This window comes from Casimicrobium huifangae, assembly GCF_009746125.1.
GTDB classification, from domain to species: domain Bacteria; phylum Pseudomonadota; class Gammaproteobacteria; order Burkholderiales; family Casimicrobiaceae; genus Casimicrobium; species Casimicrobium huifangae.
Genome location: NZ_CP041352.1, coordinates 3,372,978 through 3,393,250, shown reverse-complemented (window position 1 = coordinate 3,393,250; position 20,273 = coordinate 3,372,978). Strand labels below are relative to the sequence as shown.

16 protein-coding genes and 1 pseudogene are annotated in these 20,273 nt (G+C 59.9%); 7 read left to right on the top strand and 10 right to left on the bottom strand.

Going from position 1 to position 20,273, the window contains the following annotated elements; genetic code table 11:
- Positions 1-140: 140 nt before the first annotated feature.
- From FKL89_RS15290 to FKL89_RS15270, 5 genes are all read right to left on the bottom strand, one after another.
- Positions 141-476, bottom strand: coding sequence for a copper-binding protein (locus FKL89_RS15290; protein WP_156863620.1), 336 nt, complete (start codon positions 474-476; stop codon positions 141-143).
- A gap of 62 nt (positions 477-538) precedes the next feature.
- Positions 539-3,712, bottom strand: coding sequence for an efflux RND transporter permease subunit (locus FKL89_RS15285; protein ID WP_156863619.1), 3,174 nt, complete (start codon positions 3,710-3,712; stop codon positions 539-541).
- A complete protein-coding gene (locus FKL89_RS15280; protein WP_156863618.1) occupies positions 3,709-5,361 on the bottom strand; it encodes an efflux RND transporter periplasmic adaptor subunit in 1,653 nt (550 codons plus the stop codon). The genes FKL89_RS15285 and FKL89_RS15280 overlap by 4 nt, the downstream gene beginning before the upstream one ends.
- Positions 5,358-6,482, bottom strand: coding sequence for a TolC family protein (locus FKL89_RS15275; protein WP_475393012.1), 1,125 nt, complete (start codon positions 6,480-6,482; stop codon positions 5,358-5,360). Before FKL89_RS15275 ends, FKL89_RS15280 begins: the two co-directional genes overlap by 4 nt.
- A 1,036-nt stretch (positions 6,483-7,518) precedes the next feature.
- A complete protein-coding gene (locus tag FKL89_RS15270; protein ID WP_395706849.1) occupies positions 7,519-7,815 on the bottom strand; it encodes a helix-turn-helix domain-containing protein in 297 nt (98 codons plus the stop codon).
- Between the two features lie 54 nt (positions 7,816-7,869).
- Here FKL89_RS15270 and FKL89_RS15265 point away from each other — a divergent pair, with 54 nt between their 5' ends.
- Positions 7,870-8,748, top strand: coding sequence for a hypothetical protein (locus tag FKL89_RS15265; RefSeq protein ID WP_156863616.1), 879 nt, complete (start codon positions 7,870-7,872; stop codon positions 8,746-8,748).
- A gap of 348 nt (positions 8,749-9,096) precedes the next feature.
- Here the strand turns inward: FKL89_RS15265 and FKL89_RS15260 are convergent.
- From FKL89_RS15260 to FKL89_RS15245, 4 genes are all read right to left on the bottom strand, one after another.
- A protein-coding gene (locus FKL89_RS15260) for an IS3 family transposase (RefSeq protein WP_156860844.1) occupies positions 9,097-10,307 on the bottom strand; the annotation gives its coding sequence in 2 pieces (ribosomal slippage) (positions 9,097-10,022 and positions 10,022-10,307; 1,212 coding nt in all).
- Positions 10,308-10,941: 634 nt separating this feature from the next.
- Positions 10,942-11,988 carry a hypothetical protein gene (locus tag FKL89_RS15255; protein ID WP_156863615.1) on the bottom strand — a complete coding sequence of 349 codons (1,047 nt, stop codon included), beginning with the start codon at positions 11,986-11,988 and terminating at the stop codon, positions 10,942-10,944.
- 321 nt (positions 11,989-12,309) lie between these two features.
- Positions 12,310-12,699 carry a hypothetical protein gene (locus FKL89_RS15250; protein WP_156863614.1) on the bottom strand — a complete coding sequence of 130 codons (390 nt, stop codon included), beginning with the start codon at positions 12,697-12,699 and terminating at the stop codon, positions 12,310-12,312.
- A 574-nt stretch (positions 12,700-13,273) separates the two neighbouring features.
- Complete coding sequence (locus tag FKL89_RS15245; protein WP_238363381.1) at positions 13,274-14,455, bottom strand: MFS transporter; 1,182 nt, start codon at positions 14,453-14,455, stop codon at positions 13,274-13,276.
- Between the two features lie 466 nt (positions 14,456-14,921).
- Here FKL89_RS15245 and FKL89_RS15240 point away from each other — a divergent pair, with 466 nt between their 5' ends.
- The 6 genes and pseudogenes from FKL89_RS15240 to FKL89_RS15215 all read left to right on the top strand — a co-directional run bounded on the left by FKL89_RS15240 (position 14,922) and on the right by FKL89_RS15215 (position 19,867).
- Positions 14,922-15,161, top strand: a complete 240-nt coding sequence (locus tag FKL89_RS15240) for a hypothetical protein (protein ID WP_156863612.1) — start codon at positions 14,922-14,924, stop codon at positions 15,159-15,161.
- Positions 15,162-15,182: 21 nt separating this feature from the next.
- On the top strand, positions 15,183-15,452 hold the full coding sequence (infA, locus tag FKL89_RS15235; protein ID WP_156863611.1) for a translation initiation factor IF-1: 270 nt from the start codon (positions 15,183-15,185) through the stop codon (positions 15,450-15,452).
- A gap of 68 nt (positions 15,453-15,520) precedes the next feature.
- A pseudogene (locus FKL89_RS15230) lies at positions 15,521-15,796 on the top strand (RNA recognition motif domain-containing protein); the annotation flags it as partial.
- A 166-nt stretch (positions 15,797-15,962) separates the two neighbouring features.
- A complete protein-coding gene (locus FKL89_RS15225) occupies positions 15,963-17,114 on the top strand; it encodes an aminotransferase class V-fold PLP-dependent enzyme (protein ID WP_156863609.1) in 1,152 nt (383 codons plus the stop codon).
- Between the two features lie 53 nt (positions 17,115-17,167).
- Complete coding sequence (locus tag FKL89_RS15220) at positions 17,168-18,343, top strand: FAD-binding domain-containing protein (RefSeq protein WP_156863608.1); 1,176 nt, start codon at positions 17,168-17,170, stop codon at positions 18,341-18,343.
- A gap of 108 nt (positions 18,344-18,451) precedes the next feature.
- Entirely contained in the window at positions 18,452-19,867 is a 1,416-nt protein-coding gene (locus FKL89_RS15215; RefSeq protein WP_156863607.1) for an NAD(P)-binding protein, read from the top strand.
- A 33-nt stretch (positions 19,868-19,900) separates the two neighbouring features.
- Here the strand turns inward: FKL89_RS15215 and FKL89_RS15210 are convergent, their stop codons facing one another.
- Positions 19,901-20,182 carry a cupin domain-containing protein gene (locus tag FKL89_RS15210; RefSeq protein ID WP_156863606.1) on the bottom strand — a complete coding sequence of 94 codons (282 nt, stop codon included), beginning with the start codon at positions 20,180-20,182 and terminating at the stop codon, positions 19,901-19,903.
- Positions 20,183-20,273 lie beyond the last annotated feature (91 nt).

Sequence of the window (20,273 nt, the reverse complement as noted above, 5' to 3'; positions counted from 1 at the left end):
CGGCTAACGCGAGTGTCAGTAGACAGCCAAAAATCAGGCATTGTCGGCGTCGTGCTGATAGGTGTTTTGAGTCATCGAACATGCCGAGTCTCCGTGTTTGTGTGATTCGTCAAACGTGCGCAATCGCCATACGCTCTGCGCTATTTCACCGATTCAACAACGTAGTCGCGACCCTGTTGTGTAAACACGAATTCGACTTTCCTGCCTTCCGTCAGCTTCTCGAACAAAGCCGGATTCTTGACCTTGAAACCCATCGTCATTGACGGCCAGTCGAGACTCTTGACCGGTTCGTGGAACAGGGTTACCGAGCCCGATTTAGCGTCCACCTTCTTGACCACACCAATCGCGGTATGTGAGACGACGGTGCTTCCCGATTTGTCGGCTGCTTTCGGAGCATCCGCCGCGTACGTGATCGCGATAAAGGCGGTGGACGTGAGCAGCACCATCAGCACTGGAGCAATATTTTTCAGTTTCATGGGAATACCTTTTGTTGAACTTGAGAATGAGCGTGATGGACGCCCGGCCAAACGTAATGGGTTCATGTCGATGCTGATGCGGGAACGGTTTCGGGCGCGAGGCTAGTTCGTGGAGGCTCACGCCTCCTCCGCATCAACAGATAAACCGCAGGCACCACAAACATTGACAGCAGCGGCGCGGTGATCATGCCGCCCACCATCGGTGCGGCGATGCGTTGCATGACCTCCGAGCCGGTGCCGCTGCCCCACATGATCGGGAACAAGCCCGCCAGAATGACGGCAACCGTCATCGCTTTCGGACGCACCCTCAGCACCGCTCCTTCACGAATCGCATCGAGCAAATCCTCATTGCCCGTCTTGCCTTGCGCAACGCGCTCATCCCACGCATGCTTGAGATACAGCAGCATGATCACGCCAAACTCGGCCGACACCGCCGCCAGGGCGATGAAGCCCACCGCACCGGCCACCGACAGGTTGTAGTCGAGCAGATAGAGCAACCAGATGCCACCGACCAACGCGAACGGCAAAGTCGCCATGATCAGCACCGCCTCATCCATGCGTTTGAAGGTCAGATACAAGAGCACCAGAATGATCAGCAACGTAAACGGCACCACCACCTTGAGCTTGGCGGTGGCGCGCTCCAGAAACTCAAACTGCCCCGACCACGACACCGAATAGCCCGCTGGCAGAATGACCTTTTCGGAAACGATCTTCTGCATGTCCTGGACGGCCGAGCGCAGGTCGCGGCCCCGAATATCCACATACACCCAACCCGACAGCCGCGCGTTCTCGCTGCGCAGCATCGGCGGGCCGTCGGTCACGCGAATGTCGGCAACGTCCGAGAGCACCAGCCGTGCACCGCGTTCGCTGACAATCGGCAGCTTGCGAATCTTCTCCAGCGAATCACGAATTTCGCGTGGATAGCGCACGCTGATCGGGAAACGTTGCAGCCCCTCCACCGTCTCGCCAATGTTGTCACCACCGACCGCAGCAGTGATGACCGACTGTACGTCGGCGATATTCATGCCGAAGCGGGCCGCGTCATCACGACGAATGTTCACGTCAACGTAGCGGCCCCCGGTGAGCCGTTCCGCCAGCGCGCTACTGACACCGGGCACGTCTTTCAGTGCACGCTCAATGTCGCCCGTGATACGATCAATCACCGCGAGGTCGGTACCCGCCACTTTGACGCCGACCGGACTTTTGATGCCGGTGGCCAGCATGTCGATGCGGTTACGGATCGGCGGTACCCAGATGTTGGCCAGTCCTGGCACCTTGACGATGCGATCCAGCTCATCGACCAACTTGTCCTGCGTCATGCCGGGACGCCATTGATCGCGCGGCTTGAACTGAATCGTCGTCTCAAACATTTCCATCGGCGCAGGATCGGTCGCCGTCTCGGCGCGACCCGCTTTGCCGTAGACACTGAGCACTTCGGGCACGGTTTTGATCAAGCGATCCGTCTGCTGCAACAGTTCTGCCGCCTTGCCCGCAGACAGCCCCGGCAACGCCGAGGGCATGTACAGAATGTCACCCTCATCCAGCCGTGGCATGAACTCGCCACCGATGTGCTGCAATGGCCAAACGCTCAAGCCCAGAATTACCGCAGCGAAGGCCAGTGTGAGCTTCGGCCAAGCGAGAACGTAGTCGAGCAGCGGACGATACATCGCAATCAGCAGGCGATTGAGCGGATTGGTCTTTTCGTCAGGGATGCGGCCCCGTATCAGGTAGCCCATGAGTACCGGGATCAGCGTGACCGAGAGTCCGGCGGCGGCCGCCATCGCGTAGGTCTTAGTGAAGGCGAGCGGCGCGAACAGACGACCCTCCTGTGCCTCCAGCGTGAATACCGGCACGAACGAAAGCGTGATGATCAAGAGTGAGAAGAACAGCGCGGGACCGACCTCCGCCGCTGAATCACCAATCACTTGCCATCGCGCCTCTCCGTCGAGTGTTTCGCCCGGATGCGCATGGTTCCAGTGCTCCAGATGTTTGTGGGCGTTTTCGATCATCACCACCGCCGCATCCACCATCGCCCCAATGGCAATGGCAATGCCGCCGAGCGACATGATGTTGGCGTTGACGCCTTGGTAATGCATCACGATGAAGGCCGCCAGAATGCCGAGCGGCAGCGACACGATGGCCACAATGGCCGAGCGCAGGTGAAACAGGAAGATGAAGCACACCACGGCGACCACCAGAAACTCTTCCAGCAGTTTGAAGCCCAGGTTGTCGACAGCACGCTTGATCAGCCCGGAGCGGTCGTAGACGGGCACAATCTCCACGCCTTTTGGCAAACTCGCCTGCAATTGCGCAAGCTTCACCTTGACCGCTGCGATGGTTTCCAGTGCGTTCTTCCCGGAGCGCAGCACGATGACGCCGCCGGTCGCCTCACCATCTCCGTCCAGTTCACCAATGCCACGGCGCATTTCCGGCCCGACTTGCACGCGCGCCACGTCGCCGAGTCGTACGGAGACGCCCGCATCGGTGGTCGTCAACGGCACTTTGCGAAAGTCGTCCAGCGATTGCAGATAGCCCGAGGCGCGCACCATGTATTCGGCCTCACCCAGTTCCAGCACCGAGCCCCCCGCTTCCTGATTGGCGCGCTGGATCGCGCTGACAACTTTGGTGTGCGAGATTCCGTACGCCGCCAGTTTGTCGGGATCGAGCACGATTTGATATTGCCGAACCATGCCGCCAACTGCGGCTACCTCCGCCACGTTTGGCACCGTCTTCAATTCGTATTTGAGAAACCAGTCCTGCAAGGCGCGCAGTTGCGACGCGTCCTGCGTCCCGGTGCGATCTACCAGCGAATACTGATAAATCCAGCCGACGCCCGTGGCGTCCGGCCCAAGCGTGGCCTTGGCGGAAGGTGGCAATCGCGACTGCACCTGATTGAGATATTCCAGCACCCGGGATCGTGCCCAGTACAAGTCGGTGCCATCCTCGAACAGCACGTAAACGAACGAGTCGCCGAAGAACGAATAGCCGCGCACCGTCTTGGCACCGGGCACCGAGAGCATGGTCGCGGTCAGCGGATAGGTGATCTGGTTTTCCACAATGCGCGGTGCCTGACCGGGAAACGTGGTGCGGATGATCACCTGTACGTCTGACAGATCGGGTAGTGCATCAAGCGGTGTTTTGAGGACAGAATAGACACCCCAAGCGCTGACCATCACCGTGGCCAGCAGCACGAGAAAGCGGTTGACGATGGACCAGCGAATCAGCCTGGCAATCATGGCTTTTTTCCGGCTTTGGCCGCTGGGGCGGCGGGGACGGACGGTGCGGCTTTAACCTCTGGAGCCATCGGTGTGATGATCGTGATTTGCGGAATTCCTTCGGCCGCCTCATAGAACTCGAAGCTCACGCGATCCCCCGCCTGAACGTTACGCGGCAACCCCTTCTCCGGTGGCTTGAAATCCATGGTCATCGACGGCCACTTGATCGACGGGATCGGATCGTGCGACAGCGTGATGGCATCGCGGGTGATGGCTTCAACTTTCGCTTCGCCCTGATGCCGTTTGGCGGTGTTGGCTACGATGGGTTTGGGGGCGTCGTTGAGGCGCGCTTCAACCCCCTTCAAGCTCGCTTCCGAATCAATCAGGAATTGCGAGGACACGACGACGCGCTGGCCGAGTTTCAGGCCGCGTTTGATCTCGGTCTGGTTGTCGCTTTCGATGCCTGCTTCGACCTCGACGGGGCTGAACTTGCCGTTGTCTTCAGCCAGCATCACTACGGTGCGCTTCCCAGTCTGGATCACGGCTTCGGTCGGAATCAGGAGCGACTTTTCTGCGCGGTTGTCGGTCAATTGCATGGTGACGAACATGCCGGGCACCAGGCGCGCGCCGGGGTTGGCGAGTTCGAGTCGGGCCTTGATGGTGCGGGTGGCCGCGTTCACCTCGGGCAGGATCGCCTGCACCTTGCCCTCGAAAGTCGTGCCCGGCACTGCGGGGCTCCTGGCAGACACTTTCGCACCGGGGCGCAGCAACGCCGCCTGCGTCTCCGGCACTTCCGCATTGGCCCAAACGGTGCCCAAGCCATTGATGCGGAACAGCGTCGCACCAGACATCACGGTCATGCCTTCGCGTGCGAGCAGTTCGACGACGACGCCATGTTGTGGTGAAGTCAAGATGACACGCGGTTGCGTGATACCGGTCGTCTCCACAAGGCGAATCTGCGCCTCACTCATACCCACCTGCCGCATGCGCTGGCGCGCGCCGTCCACAAGAGAGGCGAGATCGGTGCCCTGCATGCGACGCACGGACAGAAACTCCTCCTGTGCCGCAATCCAGTCGGGCACATAGAGTTCGGCCAGCGCCTGACCTTTGGCAACGCGATCCAGCGTGGCACGCACATAGAGACGCTCGACGTAGCCCGTCGCACGCGCCTGTACGATCACTTGGTCGCGTTCGTTATAGGCGATGCTGCCGACGGCAGACACCTGCGGCGAGAGCATGCCCTGCACCACCGGAGCCGTGCGCACACCGAGATTCTGCTGGATGCGCGAGCTGACCGTAACTTTGCTCTGATCCGTGTCGCCATCGGTATAAACCGGCACCAGCATCATGTCCATGAAGGGGGACTTGGCGGGCTTGTCGAACTTGTTTCCCGGCACCATGGGGTCGTGGTAGTAAAGGATTTTTTTGCCAGTTTCGGGATCGACGTCACCGGCTTTGATGCCAGCCGTGATGTGTCGTTTGGTAGCCGCTTCGCCCTGGGCGATGCTTTGCGGGCCGCTGTCGGTGTTGGTCGCGCCGCTCGCACCGGTTTCGGAAGTACCACCCGTCATGCCCATACCCCGGTGCATGCCCAGTTGATACAGGCCGTAGCTGGCGGCACTGACGACCGCGATCACGGCGACGATTGAGAGGGTCGTTTTAAGGCTCATGGTGCGCTCCGACCAGTGGCAGACGTTGAGGTGTTGCCATGTCCTTCAGGATTGAGGTAGTTGAGCTGCGCCCACAAGCGCGCGGTATCCATCGCCAGGCGCAGGCGCTCCATGCGCGCATCAATCTCGCCACGTCGTGCTTCGAGCACCATAGTCAAGCTGCCTGCGCCGCCGCGATAGGCAGCGAGTGCCGCGCGAGTGCGCTCGCTGGCGAGAGGGATCAGCGCGCTGTCATGCCGCGTCAGGCGTTCACGATTGCTTTGCCATTCGATGACCATGCCGCGAATGTCTGCGGCGTGTTCCCGCGTCATCTCTTCGGTTTGCGCGCGGGCCTGCTCGACCAGCGCCAATTTGGCGGCGAGTTCGCGATCCTGCCGGTGCTTCTGATCCCATTGCAGCGGCACCGACAGATTGATCGAAATCATGTTGGAGAATGCGGAGCCGCGCTGGCTGAACATCAGCTCGGCGCTCCAGTCAGCGCGCTTGTTGGTTTGAGCGATGGCCACATCGGCCTGCGCGACATCTTCCTGCCGTTTGAGTACCGCAATTTGCGGGTGATGCGCGACCACGGTGTCCAGTTGCGTCAACTCCACGCCGGGCCTGTCCATCAAGGGCAGACGATCCAGCGGCTGAGTGGCGGCCTCGCCAATCCAGCGTGCCAGTTTGGTGCTGGCAGCCAGTACCTGCCGGTCGGCCTGTGCGATGCGGTCTTCGATTTGCGCGACGGCGGAGCGAGCGGCAAAGACATCCGCTTGAGCGCCCTTTCCGGTGCGATAGGTGGTGTCGGCTGCTTCAATTTGTAGCTTCGCTTCGTCGCGTTGCTGGATCAGCACTTCGCGCATGCGTTCGCTGTAATAGCGCTCAAGCCAGGCCATGGCAGTTTCTCGTTGCAGGTTGGCGATGGTCACGATTCGAGTTGCATACGCGACCTGCGCTTCACTTTCAAAGCGCACTGATCGCGCTTCGCGTTTGTCGCTACGTGTGAATTCCTGCATCACACCGACCGAACGCATGGTCATAAAGTCCCGCGACAGACTGAACCGATCCGAGCTGGTTACGGGCAGATTGTTGATGCCAAGTTTGAGCGTCGGGTCAGGCAACTGTCCTGCGGAGACGGCCATTTCGCGCGATGCGGTGGCTGCACTGTCCTGTGCGACTAGGAGCGAGGAGCGTGCCTGCGCAATCTTCAGTGCAGACTCAAGTGAAAGCGATCCGGGTGGTGCCGATTGGGCAAAGGCGATGCCCGATGAGAGGGCAAACGAGAGAAGTAGTGCGCACGCGGCAGGCAGGGTAGCTCTGCTACGCGCGCCACGAAGAATGGGGTGAAACATATGAATCCAGACAACAAGCAGTGAAGCCAGTGCGCTGCGCCGTGACGCGTCAATGCGTGCAAAGCATGCAAGACGTGAAAGCGGCGAGCGCGACGAACGCGGCAAGACCACCGTTCAGGCGGTCAGCGCGAAGTCGTCGTGATTGCTAAATGCGGAAGCAGCAGTGCAGGATGGCGTGCGGCGGGGGGAGTGCAGCGTGGAGAACGCTGGTTTCAGAGGGCTGGGTCAGAGGCTCGGCGAGCGCAGGAGTGGCTAGCCAGTACAGCGCGGTAAACAGCGCAGGAGGTAATGCTGGGGCATCAGCGTGGTCCGAGCTTTGCTCGTGGTTGTGGCAGTGGGCAGAACAGAGGTTGGACACGGCTGGGCCTAGTGTCCCTGCCATCTGGTCGCAATCAGCGGGCATCGATTCGGCGCTGGCAGTCGCTGCCACGGTATTCGCATCGCCTGTCGCCAAGTTCGGGCACGCATAGGCCGCAACTGCCATCTGGGCGAACAAAATCGCTCCGATCAGGAGTTGGCAGAGGGTACGGCTAAAGCTGCTTCTTGGTGACACGTCAATCATGCACGACCGCATTGAGTGGTCAGTGTAGCTGTTTCTCGGCGCAAGTAGAAACCCGCGCCATTGGCAAACCATGCGAATTGATGATTGATAACAATTGAAAACAAGGGGATTCAAGAGTAAGCAATTTGATCGCTGCTTGTTTTTTTCTTGAGATTGATGAGAGTCTGCCCGACGATACCGATTACTAGTTCAAAAGAGAGCTTACGCCTACAGGCTGGGCCAGTGCTTTCTACATATACAACGGTACAGTGGACGGGATGATATTCAGGTCAACATTGTCTCGACATCAGCTACCAAGTCTGCTCCGGAGCACTCAAGTGCCTTGGCCAACCGCAGGATCAGAACCAAGCTCGGCTGGTTCTCTCCGCGCTCAACTTTCCCGACAAAGCTTCGGTCCGTACTGGAAAGCAGCGCGAGCTGCTCCTGAGCAATTCCAAGGGCGAGACGCCTCCGTCGTATCACCGCGCCAAAAGCGATAGCGGTTGGCGCGTCAAACGTCTTTGTTCCTTTAGGTCGGCCGCGTTGAACCTTTGGTTTCGAGATAGAGGGGGCTGATGCCATCCCTCAAGGCTCGCAACAATGGTTTTCTTGAGCCACGGTTTATGTAATACTTTTATGATGATTAAATTCAATGCATCTGTATCCACATTTGTTCTTGGTATTTCGGCTGTACTTGCGCTGGAACTGGGTGGGTCAACAACCTACGCAAGCTGCGAGGCTTTGGTCGACATCAAGTTCATCTCCCCGCGTGGAGGCGACAATCCCGATGCGCCGAAAGAGAGCACGCTGTCGAAATTCCTTGTAGCGGGCGTGCTTCGAGGTGGGGGAGACGCGTTTGATCGCTACGACGTGAAGACCATCGAGGCACGTGCGACACGGACGATCCCGTCGAATCGGTGGGCAGTTGAACAACCAGCGCCACAAATAATTCCTGCCGTTGGATTGAGCAAAACAATTGCTGTCGGTGAACCGATTGCTCGTCTGGAGCGTTCTGTGAAAGAGCTACGCGCTAAGCTGCCAGAGGGACAATCGACACTGGAACTGCAAGTCAATGCGACACGCCCCTACACCCTATCGTTTCGGCCCGCCGCGCTGCAGCTTGCGGAGGCGATTGAGCTGAAAACAGGCGATACCTTTGCACTAATCCAAATACCCTATTCCGATGACAAGGGTAGTTCGCGCTACTTCATGATTGATATGGACGGCAACGTGTGTCGATACCTGTTGCATCACAATCCCGTTGCCTATGGTTCGGCCAAGAGTCTGATGCCCATTCTGAGTCCGACGTCGACCAGGCTGTCGTTTGTCGAACTGACGCGACCAATGCCCGCTTTAACGTTGCTTTTGGCCGGCGTGGGCACGACGATTGACGTTGAATTGCGCGAAACTAAGTCCGACGGATCCAGCGCCCTGAAGGAACGACGGTCGCTCGATAGGCTGAATGCCCGGCCTGTCAACATAGGACCATTCCATATGGTGGTGGAACGCGTCTAGGGAGCAACTGTAACGATCCGGTTGCAGTAGAAGTCGGCCGTTAACTATCAGCCACAAATTTGCGCAGGTGGCCGCACATCTGGCAGATATTGGCTACCTGAAAAACTGCAAGCGCCCTCGGCATTTTGATGCAAGCTGCAAGATGCACGATGCATGCTGCAAGAAGCATGCAGCTTGCAGCATGCAGAAGTGGCCCCATTCGTCAAGACAACAAACCCCGAAAGATAAGTGGAACTCGGAGGGTGGGTTGAGAGCGTAGCGTTATCCACGGCGCGCGCGAAAACTCGTCGTATAGAGCACGTTTCGCGCGCGCCGTGGGTAACGCGGAGCACGCCGGTTCGCTTCATTCTACGCAGCCGCCTTCAAGCTCCGTGCCGCCAGTTTCTCCCGTGAATTGTCGTAGGCTTGTTTCGGCGTCTGCTCCATTTCGTTGGAAGTGTGCGGTCGCTGCTCGTTGTACCAGTCGATGTACTCAGCCACGTCGGCGCGTGCCTGGCTCACCGTATCGTAGGCACGCTTGTAGATGCGCTCGTATTTGATTGTTCGCCAGAAGCGTTCGACGAAGACGTTGTCGCGCCACGCCCCCCTACCGTCCATCGATAGCTTGATGTTGCGCGTCGTGATCGCCTCAACGAATTTGAGCGCGGTGAACTGGCTGCCCTGATCGGTGTTGACGATCTCGGGCGTACCGAAGCGATGGATCGCCTGCTCGACGATCTCGACGGCGTGATACGCCTCCAGCGTGGTGCAGAGCTTGTGCGCGAGCACTCGGCGGCTGGCCACGTCGATCACGGCGGTGAGGTAGGCGAAGCCGTGACGCATCGGGATGTAGGTGGTGTCGAGCGCCCAGACCGTGTTGGCGTCCATCTGTTCGAAGTTGATGCTGCCGAGCAGGTAGGGGAACACCTTGTGCCGGGGGCCACGCCCTCGCTTGCTGGTGCCGGGCTTTGGACACTGCGCCTCAATCCCCATGCGCCGCATGAGGGTGGCGACGTGCTTGCGCCCCAAGGGTTGTTGCTCGATCCAGGGCTTGATCGATGCGTCGCGCCTGAGCATGCGCAAGAGGCCCCGCGAGCCCCAGAACGGCTGCTCCAGATGCAGCTCATCGATGCGCCGCATCAGCGCCAGATCGCGCTCGGAGACCGCCACGGCCTGGTAGTACACCGCCGAGCGGCTGATGCCAACCAGCGTGGCCTGCCGCGTCAGCGATAGTTTGTGCGTCCGGTCGATCATTTCCCGGCGCTCAGCAATCCGACCTTGGTGAGCGCGCGTTCTAAAAAATCAATCTCCAAGGCTTGTTGCCCAATCTTGGTCTGGGCCTTGACGAGCGCTTCGTCGTCGCCAGCGGCCAGCGTCGTGCTCCCGCCAAAGGCGAGTGTGGCGCGCTCCAGCAATAGCTTCTTCCATTCGCTGATCTGGTTGGCGTGAACGTCAAAACGTGCCACCAACTCGGCTGTCGTTGCGTCCTCCCGCAGCGCTGCCAGGGCAACCCTGGCTTTGAATTCCGGTGTGAGCTTGCGCCGCTGGCGCCGAATTGCGCTGCTCTTCTTCGTTGACATCGAATAGTCTTTCTCGCGGCTTCCGCCGCGTCATTTGCTATCCGAGTTTCCACTTATCCTGCTGTCTTGAAATGTGGGGCCACTTCTTGCAGCTTGCTGCAGGAGAAACGAGCGTTTTCAGTCGATTGAGCCGCTTTTTGCGCGCATGCTTATTCTATTGATATAGCCCCATACAAAACCGGCATGTAGTCAATGCAGTGATTGCTGTTCGAAACAATGCCTACTTTGTGCATCCACTGCAGCTAGCAGCACGCAGCTTGCAGCAAGATGCAAGCTGCAAGCATCAGTGGTTAGCATTTTGTGCCGCAGTTTTGCGCCACAAAGAGCGCCACAAAGTCTCGGCGCATTGGTCTCGAAGCCAGACAAAACGACGGCATTTGGACGCAGCCATAAATCGCGTTACACGTTGCGGGAAGGCGGACACCTGCGCAAGAAACGATAGTCCACGTCAGGTACTAAAAATGGCTCAATCGCCGCAACTCAATAGCCACACGCACTAGCGCCAAAGATCTCGGTGCCAAAGCGATTTGCGCCACATAGAAGTTACCCTAGCTGTGACGAGACCGGCAAACTAGAATTGAATCGGTTGCGAGCGCGCAGACAGATATTGCGTGCTGCCTAAGCCCGTCTACCTTTACTGCTGAAGCGGCGAGTGGGTGTGGTCAGTCAGCCGCGATGTCAATACACGCATGACTAAAGTACTTGCGGGAACGTGACCGACTCCGCGTGCCGTGACAGCCGCAATAGCTCGTGATACGAGCGCCGGGGCGACGTTTAATTGGCGGATCTCGTCGACGATTAGCTGAAGCGTGTGATCCGGACAGAATGCGAGGAACTGCTTTGCTTGGTCTGATTGCTTCTTCTCCAGCTCCGCTGCGCGCTGTTTGTCGAGTTGCTCCGTTGCAGACAGCTCAGCGCGGGCGACCGCCTGTAAACATTCGTTCATGGCTTTCACCCGTCGTAGAAGCGCCTCCTCGACTTCGCTCGGGAATTTGGTATGCGGTGACCGAACAATGGTCTCCAAGTCCTCCGCGCCGACAACACCCGATTCGATCATTTGACGGATGCGTTCAACGCACTTCTTGTCGCGCAGTCCATTGTCCCTTGGCCCGGTGCCCGCAAGCGCAGCCACTTCGGAAATTAGTTTGTCGAGAGAGGGACTGACTCTAAGCTCTCTTTCTTGTTCTCGATCTCTATTACCTAGTGATAGTGAGTGGTCATGCTGCTTCGAAAGATCGGTTGTGCGAACTTCCATGTCGTTTTTTTCACCCATCGAGATGGCACATTCAGGACAAATCGTTCTTAGGCGAACGAAATTGATTGACAGGAATATTCGTTGATCGAACGGCTGTTCCAGGTGTTGGGCATCGTGTACGACGCCAAGCTTACGAAGGTTGTTAAAGACGCGCCTGTATGGGTACTTACTCAGCAACAAGTCCTCTTGGCGACCGATATCGTTCCAGCCGACATAAGTGCGTCCTTGGTGCGCCACGCAGATCCACCTACGCTGCGGGTCTGAATTGGCGCAACGCATGCGAAAAAATAGTTGCTGGAGCACTAGCGCCTCCTCCAAGCCAACCGCGCGCGCCAGAATCGGCGATAACGCGATTGTTTGCCCTCCCACCAGCACTTTGTCTGAGCGTTGCCTCACCTTGCCGCCTCGCGATGTGCGACCATCCATGTCTCGAATTCGACCAAGTTGAACCGAAGTGTTCGACCAACCCGAATCGCTGCCGGAAAGTCACTGAACTGCTTACGCCAGCGAAAAATCGTCGCACGGTCAACACCTACGAGACTGGATATTTCTGCTTGGCTAACGTAAACCAACGAGCGATTTCGCGGCGCGGTATTGACAATGCGAATTGGAGTTACTAGCTCCCGGCCGGCCAAGCCGGATAAAAGGGACGGAGTCATGCATGTACCTCTCGACGCGCCGGAGAGCGCGTTCAGTTTTCAAAAAAAGACTGATGCTTCGGGAGAGGAGGGGCGCGAAGCGCGGCCCCTAGCGGGCAGTCGGCGGACGCGGCAGCACTGCCGAGGTTATGCCGTCACGGAGGTGAACAATTTCCTTGGCGATCGATACTTTCAGAACGCCACAGGACTTCATCAACGAGAAGTGAATCACGATGATGGATAAGAGAGCGAGAAATGTCAGCGCCAAATACCAGGCAGTAGCATGCTGCGCCATGGTGCCAATTCCAGTGTCTTCGGAAACTGCAACGCCGATACTGGCAAACACCATAAGCAGAAGTGCAAGGGTGAAAAATACGCCCAAGACTTTGAGACCGGACCGAGCGCCAGGCGCGTAAAAAGGCTTTTCCCGGAACAGACGCTGGAGCACATGCGCCAGTGAACTGCCGTTGCCGAGAGCGTCGATGGGTGTCGGAGCCATATACAGATCATAGCGCGATATTGCGCAACAGATGGTTGCATAGTGTTGCAGTTAGTGCACACGATTTGTCCCTGTGTCGACTTTTGTGCCTATCGATTTCTCAGTTTTTGAAAAAAGCAAATCGAATCAATAGGTAACGCACGCTTTTCAATTGACGCCGGGTCCACCAATACCAGAATCCCAACCCTTATCGGTTGGGATTTTTTTGCGCGTTCCCCCGGTGTTGGCGCCGATTGAGGACATGGCCTCGCGAGCGCCACCCCCGCGAAGTTGCCATTATTGCCCCCGACGACGCCTCTCTGTTCTCCGTTTTCTCTAGTGGTCGCGCCAGCGTTCTCCACAGCGCCTTCCTTTCTGGCGCGGGTTTAGAGGCGGTCGGTTGTGGTTCGCAATTCCTGTGTCTGTCGCCACCCAGGATAGACAAAGTGCGGAATACAAAGCAGCGGACGGTGCTCGGCCGACAGCAACTGCAGACATGAGTACCTGAGAGCTGTCTTTGAGCGTCCGCATCAATCCGGTGTCGTTATGGAGACTTGATTTCAGTGAACCTGCACGGGGAACCCCCGCGTGGTCATCAGGCCAGTGGCGCTTGCCTGGGTACCATCAGCAGGAACATTCCTATCGCGGCGACTGACATTACCGTCGATGCAGCAAAGGCAGCGCTCGGTGCGACGGCCCACAGGGCCCCTGCAATCAGGGATGCGGGCAGGTACATCACGCCAACGACAAAGTTGTAGACGCCCACCGCCGTGGCGCGCCGCTCTGGCTCAAGGTCGGCGATGAAGGCCTTGCTCTGTGATTCGTCGATGGCGTAGAAGATGCCGTAGATGGCGAACACGACAGCGATCTCCCAGCGGCTGTTGGCAAACACCAGCCACAGAGTGAGGCCTGCATACATTGAATAGCCCAGCAGGACGATGCGGGTGCGCCCGATGCGATCACCCAGCCAGCCGACCCATGGAGCAGCAATCACGCAGGTGGTGTTGAACAGCGCATACAACAGTACGGTCTCGGTCATGCCAAATCCCACGGTGTGAGCTTTGAGCAGAATGAAGCCAAGGCTGAAGTACGCGAGCGCAAAGACTGCGCTCGGCAACAGGAAGCGCTTGAAGGCCAGTGAGAGTTGCTGCCAGTTTCGCCGCACGCCCTCACGCTCATGAACGACTCCCGGCCGGTCAGGAATGCATGTGAGCACCAGAACGCTGATGACAGCAGGCACGAAGGCGACCAGGAACAGCGTGGCGTATGTGCTGGCCGACTCCCCCAGCCAGGACAGCAGCGCATAGGCCACGAGCGGTCCGATTACTGCGCCGGTCTTGTCGAGAGCCTTGTGCACGCCAAATGCAAAGCCCCGTGACTCTTTGTCCGAGAGGGATGCCAGCCATGCATCACGGGGCGGACCGCGAAAGCCCTTGCCCAAACGCTCGATGACACGAAAGATGCTGAGGCCCACGATAGACGACGACACCAGCAGGATGAGCTTTGCCACAGTGGAGAAGGCGTAGCCCAGGGTTGCGAACCACTTGCGCCGACCGCTGCGATCCGACAGCCATCCGGCGAGGTAGTTCAGCGATGAGGCAGAGAAGTCAGCCAGCCCCTCGATCAAGCCCAGCAACGCACTTGACGCACCGGCCACCGTCGTGAAGAAGACGGCGAACACCGCGAAGATCATCTCGGAACTGACATCGGTCAGGAAACTCACCACGCCGAGCTTGAGAACATCGGGGTGGAGTCTCTGGCGCCAGCGTTGTGTCATCAGTTTGAATCGGCGGTAACGAGCGGTAGCTGTTTCTGGGGGGCCGAAGAGTGAGATCGCCTCCAGTATCCCACACGCCATTCGACGCGGCCGCCAACCAGCCTGCCGCCCCCTGTTGCCAAGCCGCGTACTCCCTATGAAGGACATCAATTTAGCGACTACGTCCTGTTGGTTACGGATCGCAGCCCGCCAACCAGATTGGTGTAAAGCGTCGCAAAGAGGTATCATGCAACTCTTGCAGCAATTCCGCTTTCCCTTACTGCAAGCAGGTTCGAAACCGGTTGCGGCACTTTGAGGCCGCACACCCCCGCTGCACACCGCGTCGCTGTGTGTCCTTCACAGTGGTCTGACTTCTCCCCAGGCAAGCCTCACTCCCGCGATCTTTCATGATCGTTAGCGTCCATGCTGCGTCACGTTAGGCGACGGCATGAAACCGCGCCTTGCGCGCAGGAACCGCACTGTCTTGATGTCATTTGCTACTGCCACTCATCCGTTCGCCGTCGGCGAGCTCCGGATCACCCCATTGAGCCGTTCGCACGGCGCCAATCATCACACCGCACTGCTCGCGATCCGCACCGGACGGGGCCGTCAGGCCCATGACCGCATCCACGCCTTTGAGCCGGCGTTCCAATCCCGGGAGAGCGCGCTGATGTATGCCGCAGTGCAAGGCCGTTACTGGCTGCTCAACCCCGCGTCAATGGCGTAACCCTTAACCCCAGGAGGTTTCATGGCCAAAGAAGAACTGATCGAGATGCAGGGCAAGGTGGACGAAATGCTGCCCGATACCCGTTACCGCGTGACGCTGGACAACGGCCACAAGGTGATCGCGTACACCTGCGGCAAGATGCGCCAGCATCGCATCCGCATTCTGGCCGGCGACAACGTCACGCTGGAAATGTCACCCTACGACCTGTCGAAGGCGCGTATCACTTTCCGGCACATCGAAAACCGCCAGCCACGTGCGGCCGGCGCCGCTGCGTTTCAGCGCAGGCGCTGAATCCATTTACTTCCGTGTTTAACCCGCGTGCTGCCAATCGCGGTGCGCTCTCTCTGAAAGGCTCCACAATGAGCAACAAACTATTCGTCGGCAACCTGTCTTACTCGATTCAGGACAGCGATCTGCAAGAACAATTCTCGTCCTTCGGCCAGGTGCAATCTGCCAAGGTCATCATCGAACGTGAAACGGGCCGTTCCAAGGGCTTCGGCTTTGTCGAGATGTCGAGCAGTCAGGAGGCCGAGGCCGCTGTCCGTGGCATGAACGGCAAGAGCCTGGGCGGCCGCGACGTCAATGTGAACATTGCGCGTCCGATGGAGTCGCGTCCTCCGCGCAGCGGTGGTTACAGTGATGCCCGTCGCAGCAGCTATTGATGCCTGACTGAGCGTCGGAAAAAGAAAGCCAGCGTTCGCTGGCTTTTTTTATGTCGCACGGGGTTTGGCTACGATTGAGCTGACACGGAGATTCCTGCGGTCTGCGTGCCACACCCATCGACTCCGTCCAATGCTCCGCATGCGCGAACTTTTTCTCCTCGACCCAGACACTGTTTTCCTGAACCACGGCAGCTTTGGTGCCTGCCCGCGCGAGGTGTTTGACGCGCAGCAGCGCTGGCAGCTTGAGATGGAGCGCAACCCCGTGCAGTTTCTGGGGCGTCGTTCGGCGGGCCTGTTGCGGGAGGCGCGCGAGAGGCTTGGGGCGTTTCTTGGGGCGCGGGCGGACGATCTGGTCTTCGTGCCCAATGCCACCACCGGCGTCAACACGGTGGTGCAGTCGCTTGATCTGAGCGCTGGCGACGAGGTGTTGACTACCGATCTCGAATACGGCGCCTGCGACGCCACCTGGCAGCGCGTGTGTGAGCGCGCCGGAGCCACCTACCGGCGCGTCGAAATCCCGTTGCCGTATCGGCGCGACGAAGTAGTGGCGCGGGTGATGGCGGCGGTGACTGAGCGCACACGGGTGATTTTCGTCAGCCACATCACCTCCACCACGGCGCTGATCCTGCCAGTGGCCGAGCTTTGTGCTGCAGCACGTGCCCGTGGCATCCTGACGCTGATTGACGGCGCTCACGCACCGGGGCAGATCGCGCTCAACATTGATGCCGTGGCTGCGGACTTCTACGTCGGCAATTGTCACAAGTGGATGTGTGCGCCGAAAGGCTCAGGCTTCCTGCACGCGCGGCCGGAGCATCACGCACGGCTTGACGCACTGGTCACCAGCTGGGGGTATGCCGAGGGCACCGGTGGTCACTCCGGTTTTGACGCTTATCTTGGCCGCAGCACGCTGGAGCGCCGCATGCAGTGGCAGGGCACGCGCGATATCGCCTCATGGCTCACGGTACCGGCGGCGATCGACTTTCAGGCGCGGCACCGGTGGCTGGCGGTGCAGCAGCGCTCGCATGCGCTCGCGCGCCAAGCACTGGACGCGCTGACCCAGCGCTTTGGCCTGGCACCCATCGCGCAGGACGACGACTGGGCGCAGATGGTGGTCATCCCGGTCCCCAGGCAGGATGCCGACGCACTGCGCCGTCGCCTGTATGACGAAAGCCGCGTCGAAGTACCAGTCACCACCCATCGCGGTCAGGTGTACGTACGCGTGGCCGTGCAGGGCTACAACACCGAGCGCGATATTGCGGCCTTGCTGGATTCCCCGGCGCTTGCCCGGTAGCGGGGTGCTGGCGGATGTTGGCATCGTCCAGTGCAGATGACTTCGCAGCGGCCATGAGTTCAGAACTGTTCCCGCCCGCGCCTGCCGCCGCAGATGCACGCCTGAGGGCGGTTCGACCGCACGACTACGCACGTACCCGCAACGCGCTAGATGGCGCGGTGACCGGGCTCTCACCCTACATCACGCACGGTCTGCTGCCCTTGCACGCGGTGGTGAGTACGCTGCGCGCGCAGCACGGGCTTCAACTGCGCGACAAACTGATGCAGGAGCTCGGCTGGCGGGCCTACTTTCACCATGTCTGGCGACACGTGGGCGACGGCATCTTCACCAGCTTGCACGAGGGGCCGCTGCCAGACGCTGTGTATAGCCGCGAGTTGCCGAGGGACATCGTGTCCGGCGCCACCGGCGTGCCGGTGATTGATCAGGCAGTGCGAGCGCTTTACCGTGACGGCTACCTGCACAATCACGCCCGTATGTGGCTGGCGAGCTACGTGGTGCATCTGCGCAAGATCCACTGGCGCGCGGGGGCGGACTGGATGTACGCCCATCTGCTCGACGGCGACCTCGCCAGCAACCACCTTTCCTGGCAGTGGATCGCTGGCACCGCCAGCCGCAAGCCCTATCTGTTCAATGCAGAGAACGTGGCGCGCTACGCGCCGCCGTCATGGCATAGTTCGAGCAGCGTGATTGATACGGACTACGCCACGCTCGATCGCCTTGCGCGGTCGCCGGTGCTTACCGTAACGGCGTCTGGCGATCACACTACCGTTGTCGCGCCGCTCGTGCATCCAGCACCGCCCGCGCATGCGGGCGTCTCCGTGCCAGTGCCAGACGCCATTGCAGGGCGCGACGTCTGGCTGGTGCATCCGTGGTCGCTGGCGGATCCGCCGGACGGTGTGCTGCCAGTGGCCATTTTCGATCTGGACTTTCATCAACGCTGGCCATGGTCGGAGCAGCGATGGCAATGGGTGATGCAGCGCGCGCAGGCAATCACCGGTGTGTGCTGGATAGCCGCAGGTCACGAGCTGGTCGCCGCGCTGGCCGCCGCGCGCAGCGTCCACGGCTGGGCTGACCCGCATCTGCCCTGGCTGGCCGACGCCCTTGGGCTGCCCTACCCGCAGCGCCCGTTTGTTGAGCCAGCACGGCACTGTCAGTCGTTTTCGGCGTGGTTCTCCCGCCTGTCCGGGTTTGCCGATGCAGCGACACCGGCGCAGCAGGCGTTGTTCTGACCCTTGCGTTGGCTCGTGTCTGCTTGAACCCACGGTCGCGTTGTGTCAGACCGCAGGCATGGATAGACTGCCCGTACCGCCAATTTCCGCCACATCGCACGCCGCGCCATGTCTAAACTGGAAACCGATTACCTCATCATCGGCGCCGGTGCCGCTGGCCTTGCCTTTGCCGACACGCTGCTGACCGAGTCGCCGGATACGCACATCACGATCGTTGACCTGCGCTCACAGGTGGGCGGTCACTGGAACGATGCCTATCCTTTCGTTGCGCTGCATCAGCCGTCGTCGTTCTACGGCGTCAATTCGCTGGAGCTCGGCACTGGGCGCAAGTACGCGTCGGGCGTCAATGCAGGCATGTACGAAATGGCGACCGGTACCCAGGTCACCGCGTACTTCCAGCGGGTGATGGAGGAGCAGCTGCTACCGAGCGGACGGGTCGTCTATCGACCAATGAGCCGATTCGTTGATGGCAACCGTATCGTCTCGTTATTGAGTGGCGCAGAAACGCCGTTGACCATTCGCCGCAAGGTGGTGGACGCCACGCGCTTCAGCCCGCGCGTGCCGGCGACCGAAGCGCCACCCTTCAAGGTCGCGCCGGGCGTGCGTGTCGGCACGCCCACCGGGCTGGCGCGCCTCTGGCTGCCCGCACGCGACGGCGCAGCGCGACCCGATCACTACTGCATCGTCGGCGCTGGCAAGACGGGCATGGACACCGGTGTCTGGCTGCTTGATCAGGGCGTACCGCCAGAGCAGATTTCGTGGGTGATGCCGCGTGATTCGTGGATCGTCAATCGCGTCACCACGCAGAACGGCCCGGAGTTCTTTGACGAGGCCATCGGCGGCGCGGTGCGGCAACTGCAGGCGCTGGCCGAGGCGAGCAACGTGGACGATCTCTTTCTGCGACTCGAAGCGGCGGGACAGATGCTGCGGCTTGATCCGCAGGTAATGCCCCGCATGTGCCACTTCGCCACCATCTCCGAGGGCGAACTGGCGCAGCTCCGCCGCATCCCGCACATCATTCGCAAAGGGCGCGTGCAGGCGGTGGATGCACAGGGGCTCAACTTCGCCAGCGGCACCGAGACGATGCCAATGAACACGCTTTACATTGACTGCACCGCCTCAGCCCTCGATGTGCTGCGCACCACCGAGCCGATCTTTCAGCCGGGCAAGATCGTGCCGCAACTGGTACGTGCGCCATTGGTGAGCTTCAGCACCGCGCTGGTGGCCTATGTCGAAGCGCACTACGCTGATGACGCACAGAAGAACGCGCTGTGCCAGCCGGTGCCGTTGGTCGGGGGCCTTGGAGACTACGTCCACACGCAACAGCTCAATCTTGCCAACCAGTTCGCGTGGTCGCAGGACAAGGGGCTGCGCAACTGGATTCGTACTATCCGCCTCGATGCCTTCAGCCGACTGGTGGCAGCGGTTGCCCCCACCGACACCGACAAGGTCGCGCTGCTCGGCCAACTGCGCGCCGGCAGCTTGGCGGCGGCGGCGAATATTCCGAAGCTGCTGGCCGCATAGGGTTAATTGTTCGCTGGCGGCACTGCGCTGCTGTCAACTTCGCCGCGCCACCCAGTACGTGGCGCCTTCCGGGCCGTAGCGCTCGGTGTGTGGCGCGTGCGCCTGCAAGTGAAAGCGGTCGCCCGGCAGCAATCGCCGCTCGCTGCCGTTTTCGCCGAGCCACATCTCGCCCCGCACAACGATGGCATTGGCTTCGAAAGGGTGAGTGTGGGTGTCGACGACCGTGTCCGGCGCCCACACGCGTTCAAGCACTTCGTCGTAACCGGCAGCGAGCATCGTGGCGCGGAACTGAGCCAGCGTGGGTTGATCGGGCATAGCTATTTACTTCGTTCTTCGTGCCGGGAGAAATACCATACCGACGGTCGCAGGTTCTGCAGGCGCGCACTCGAGGGCGCTCTTCGCCATG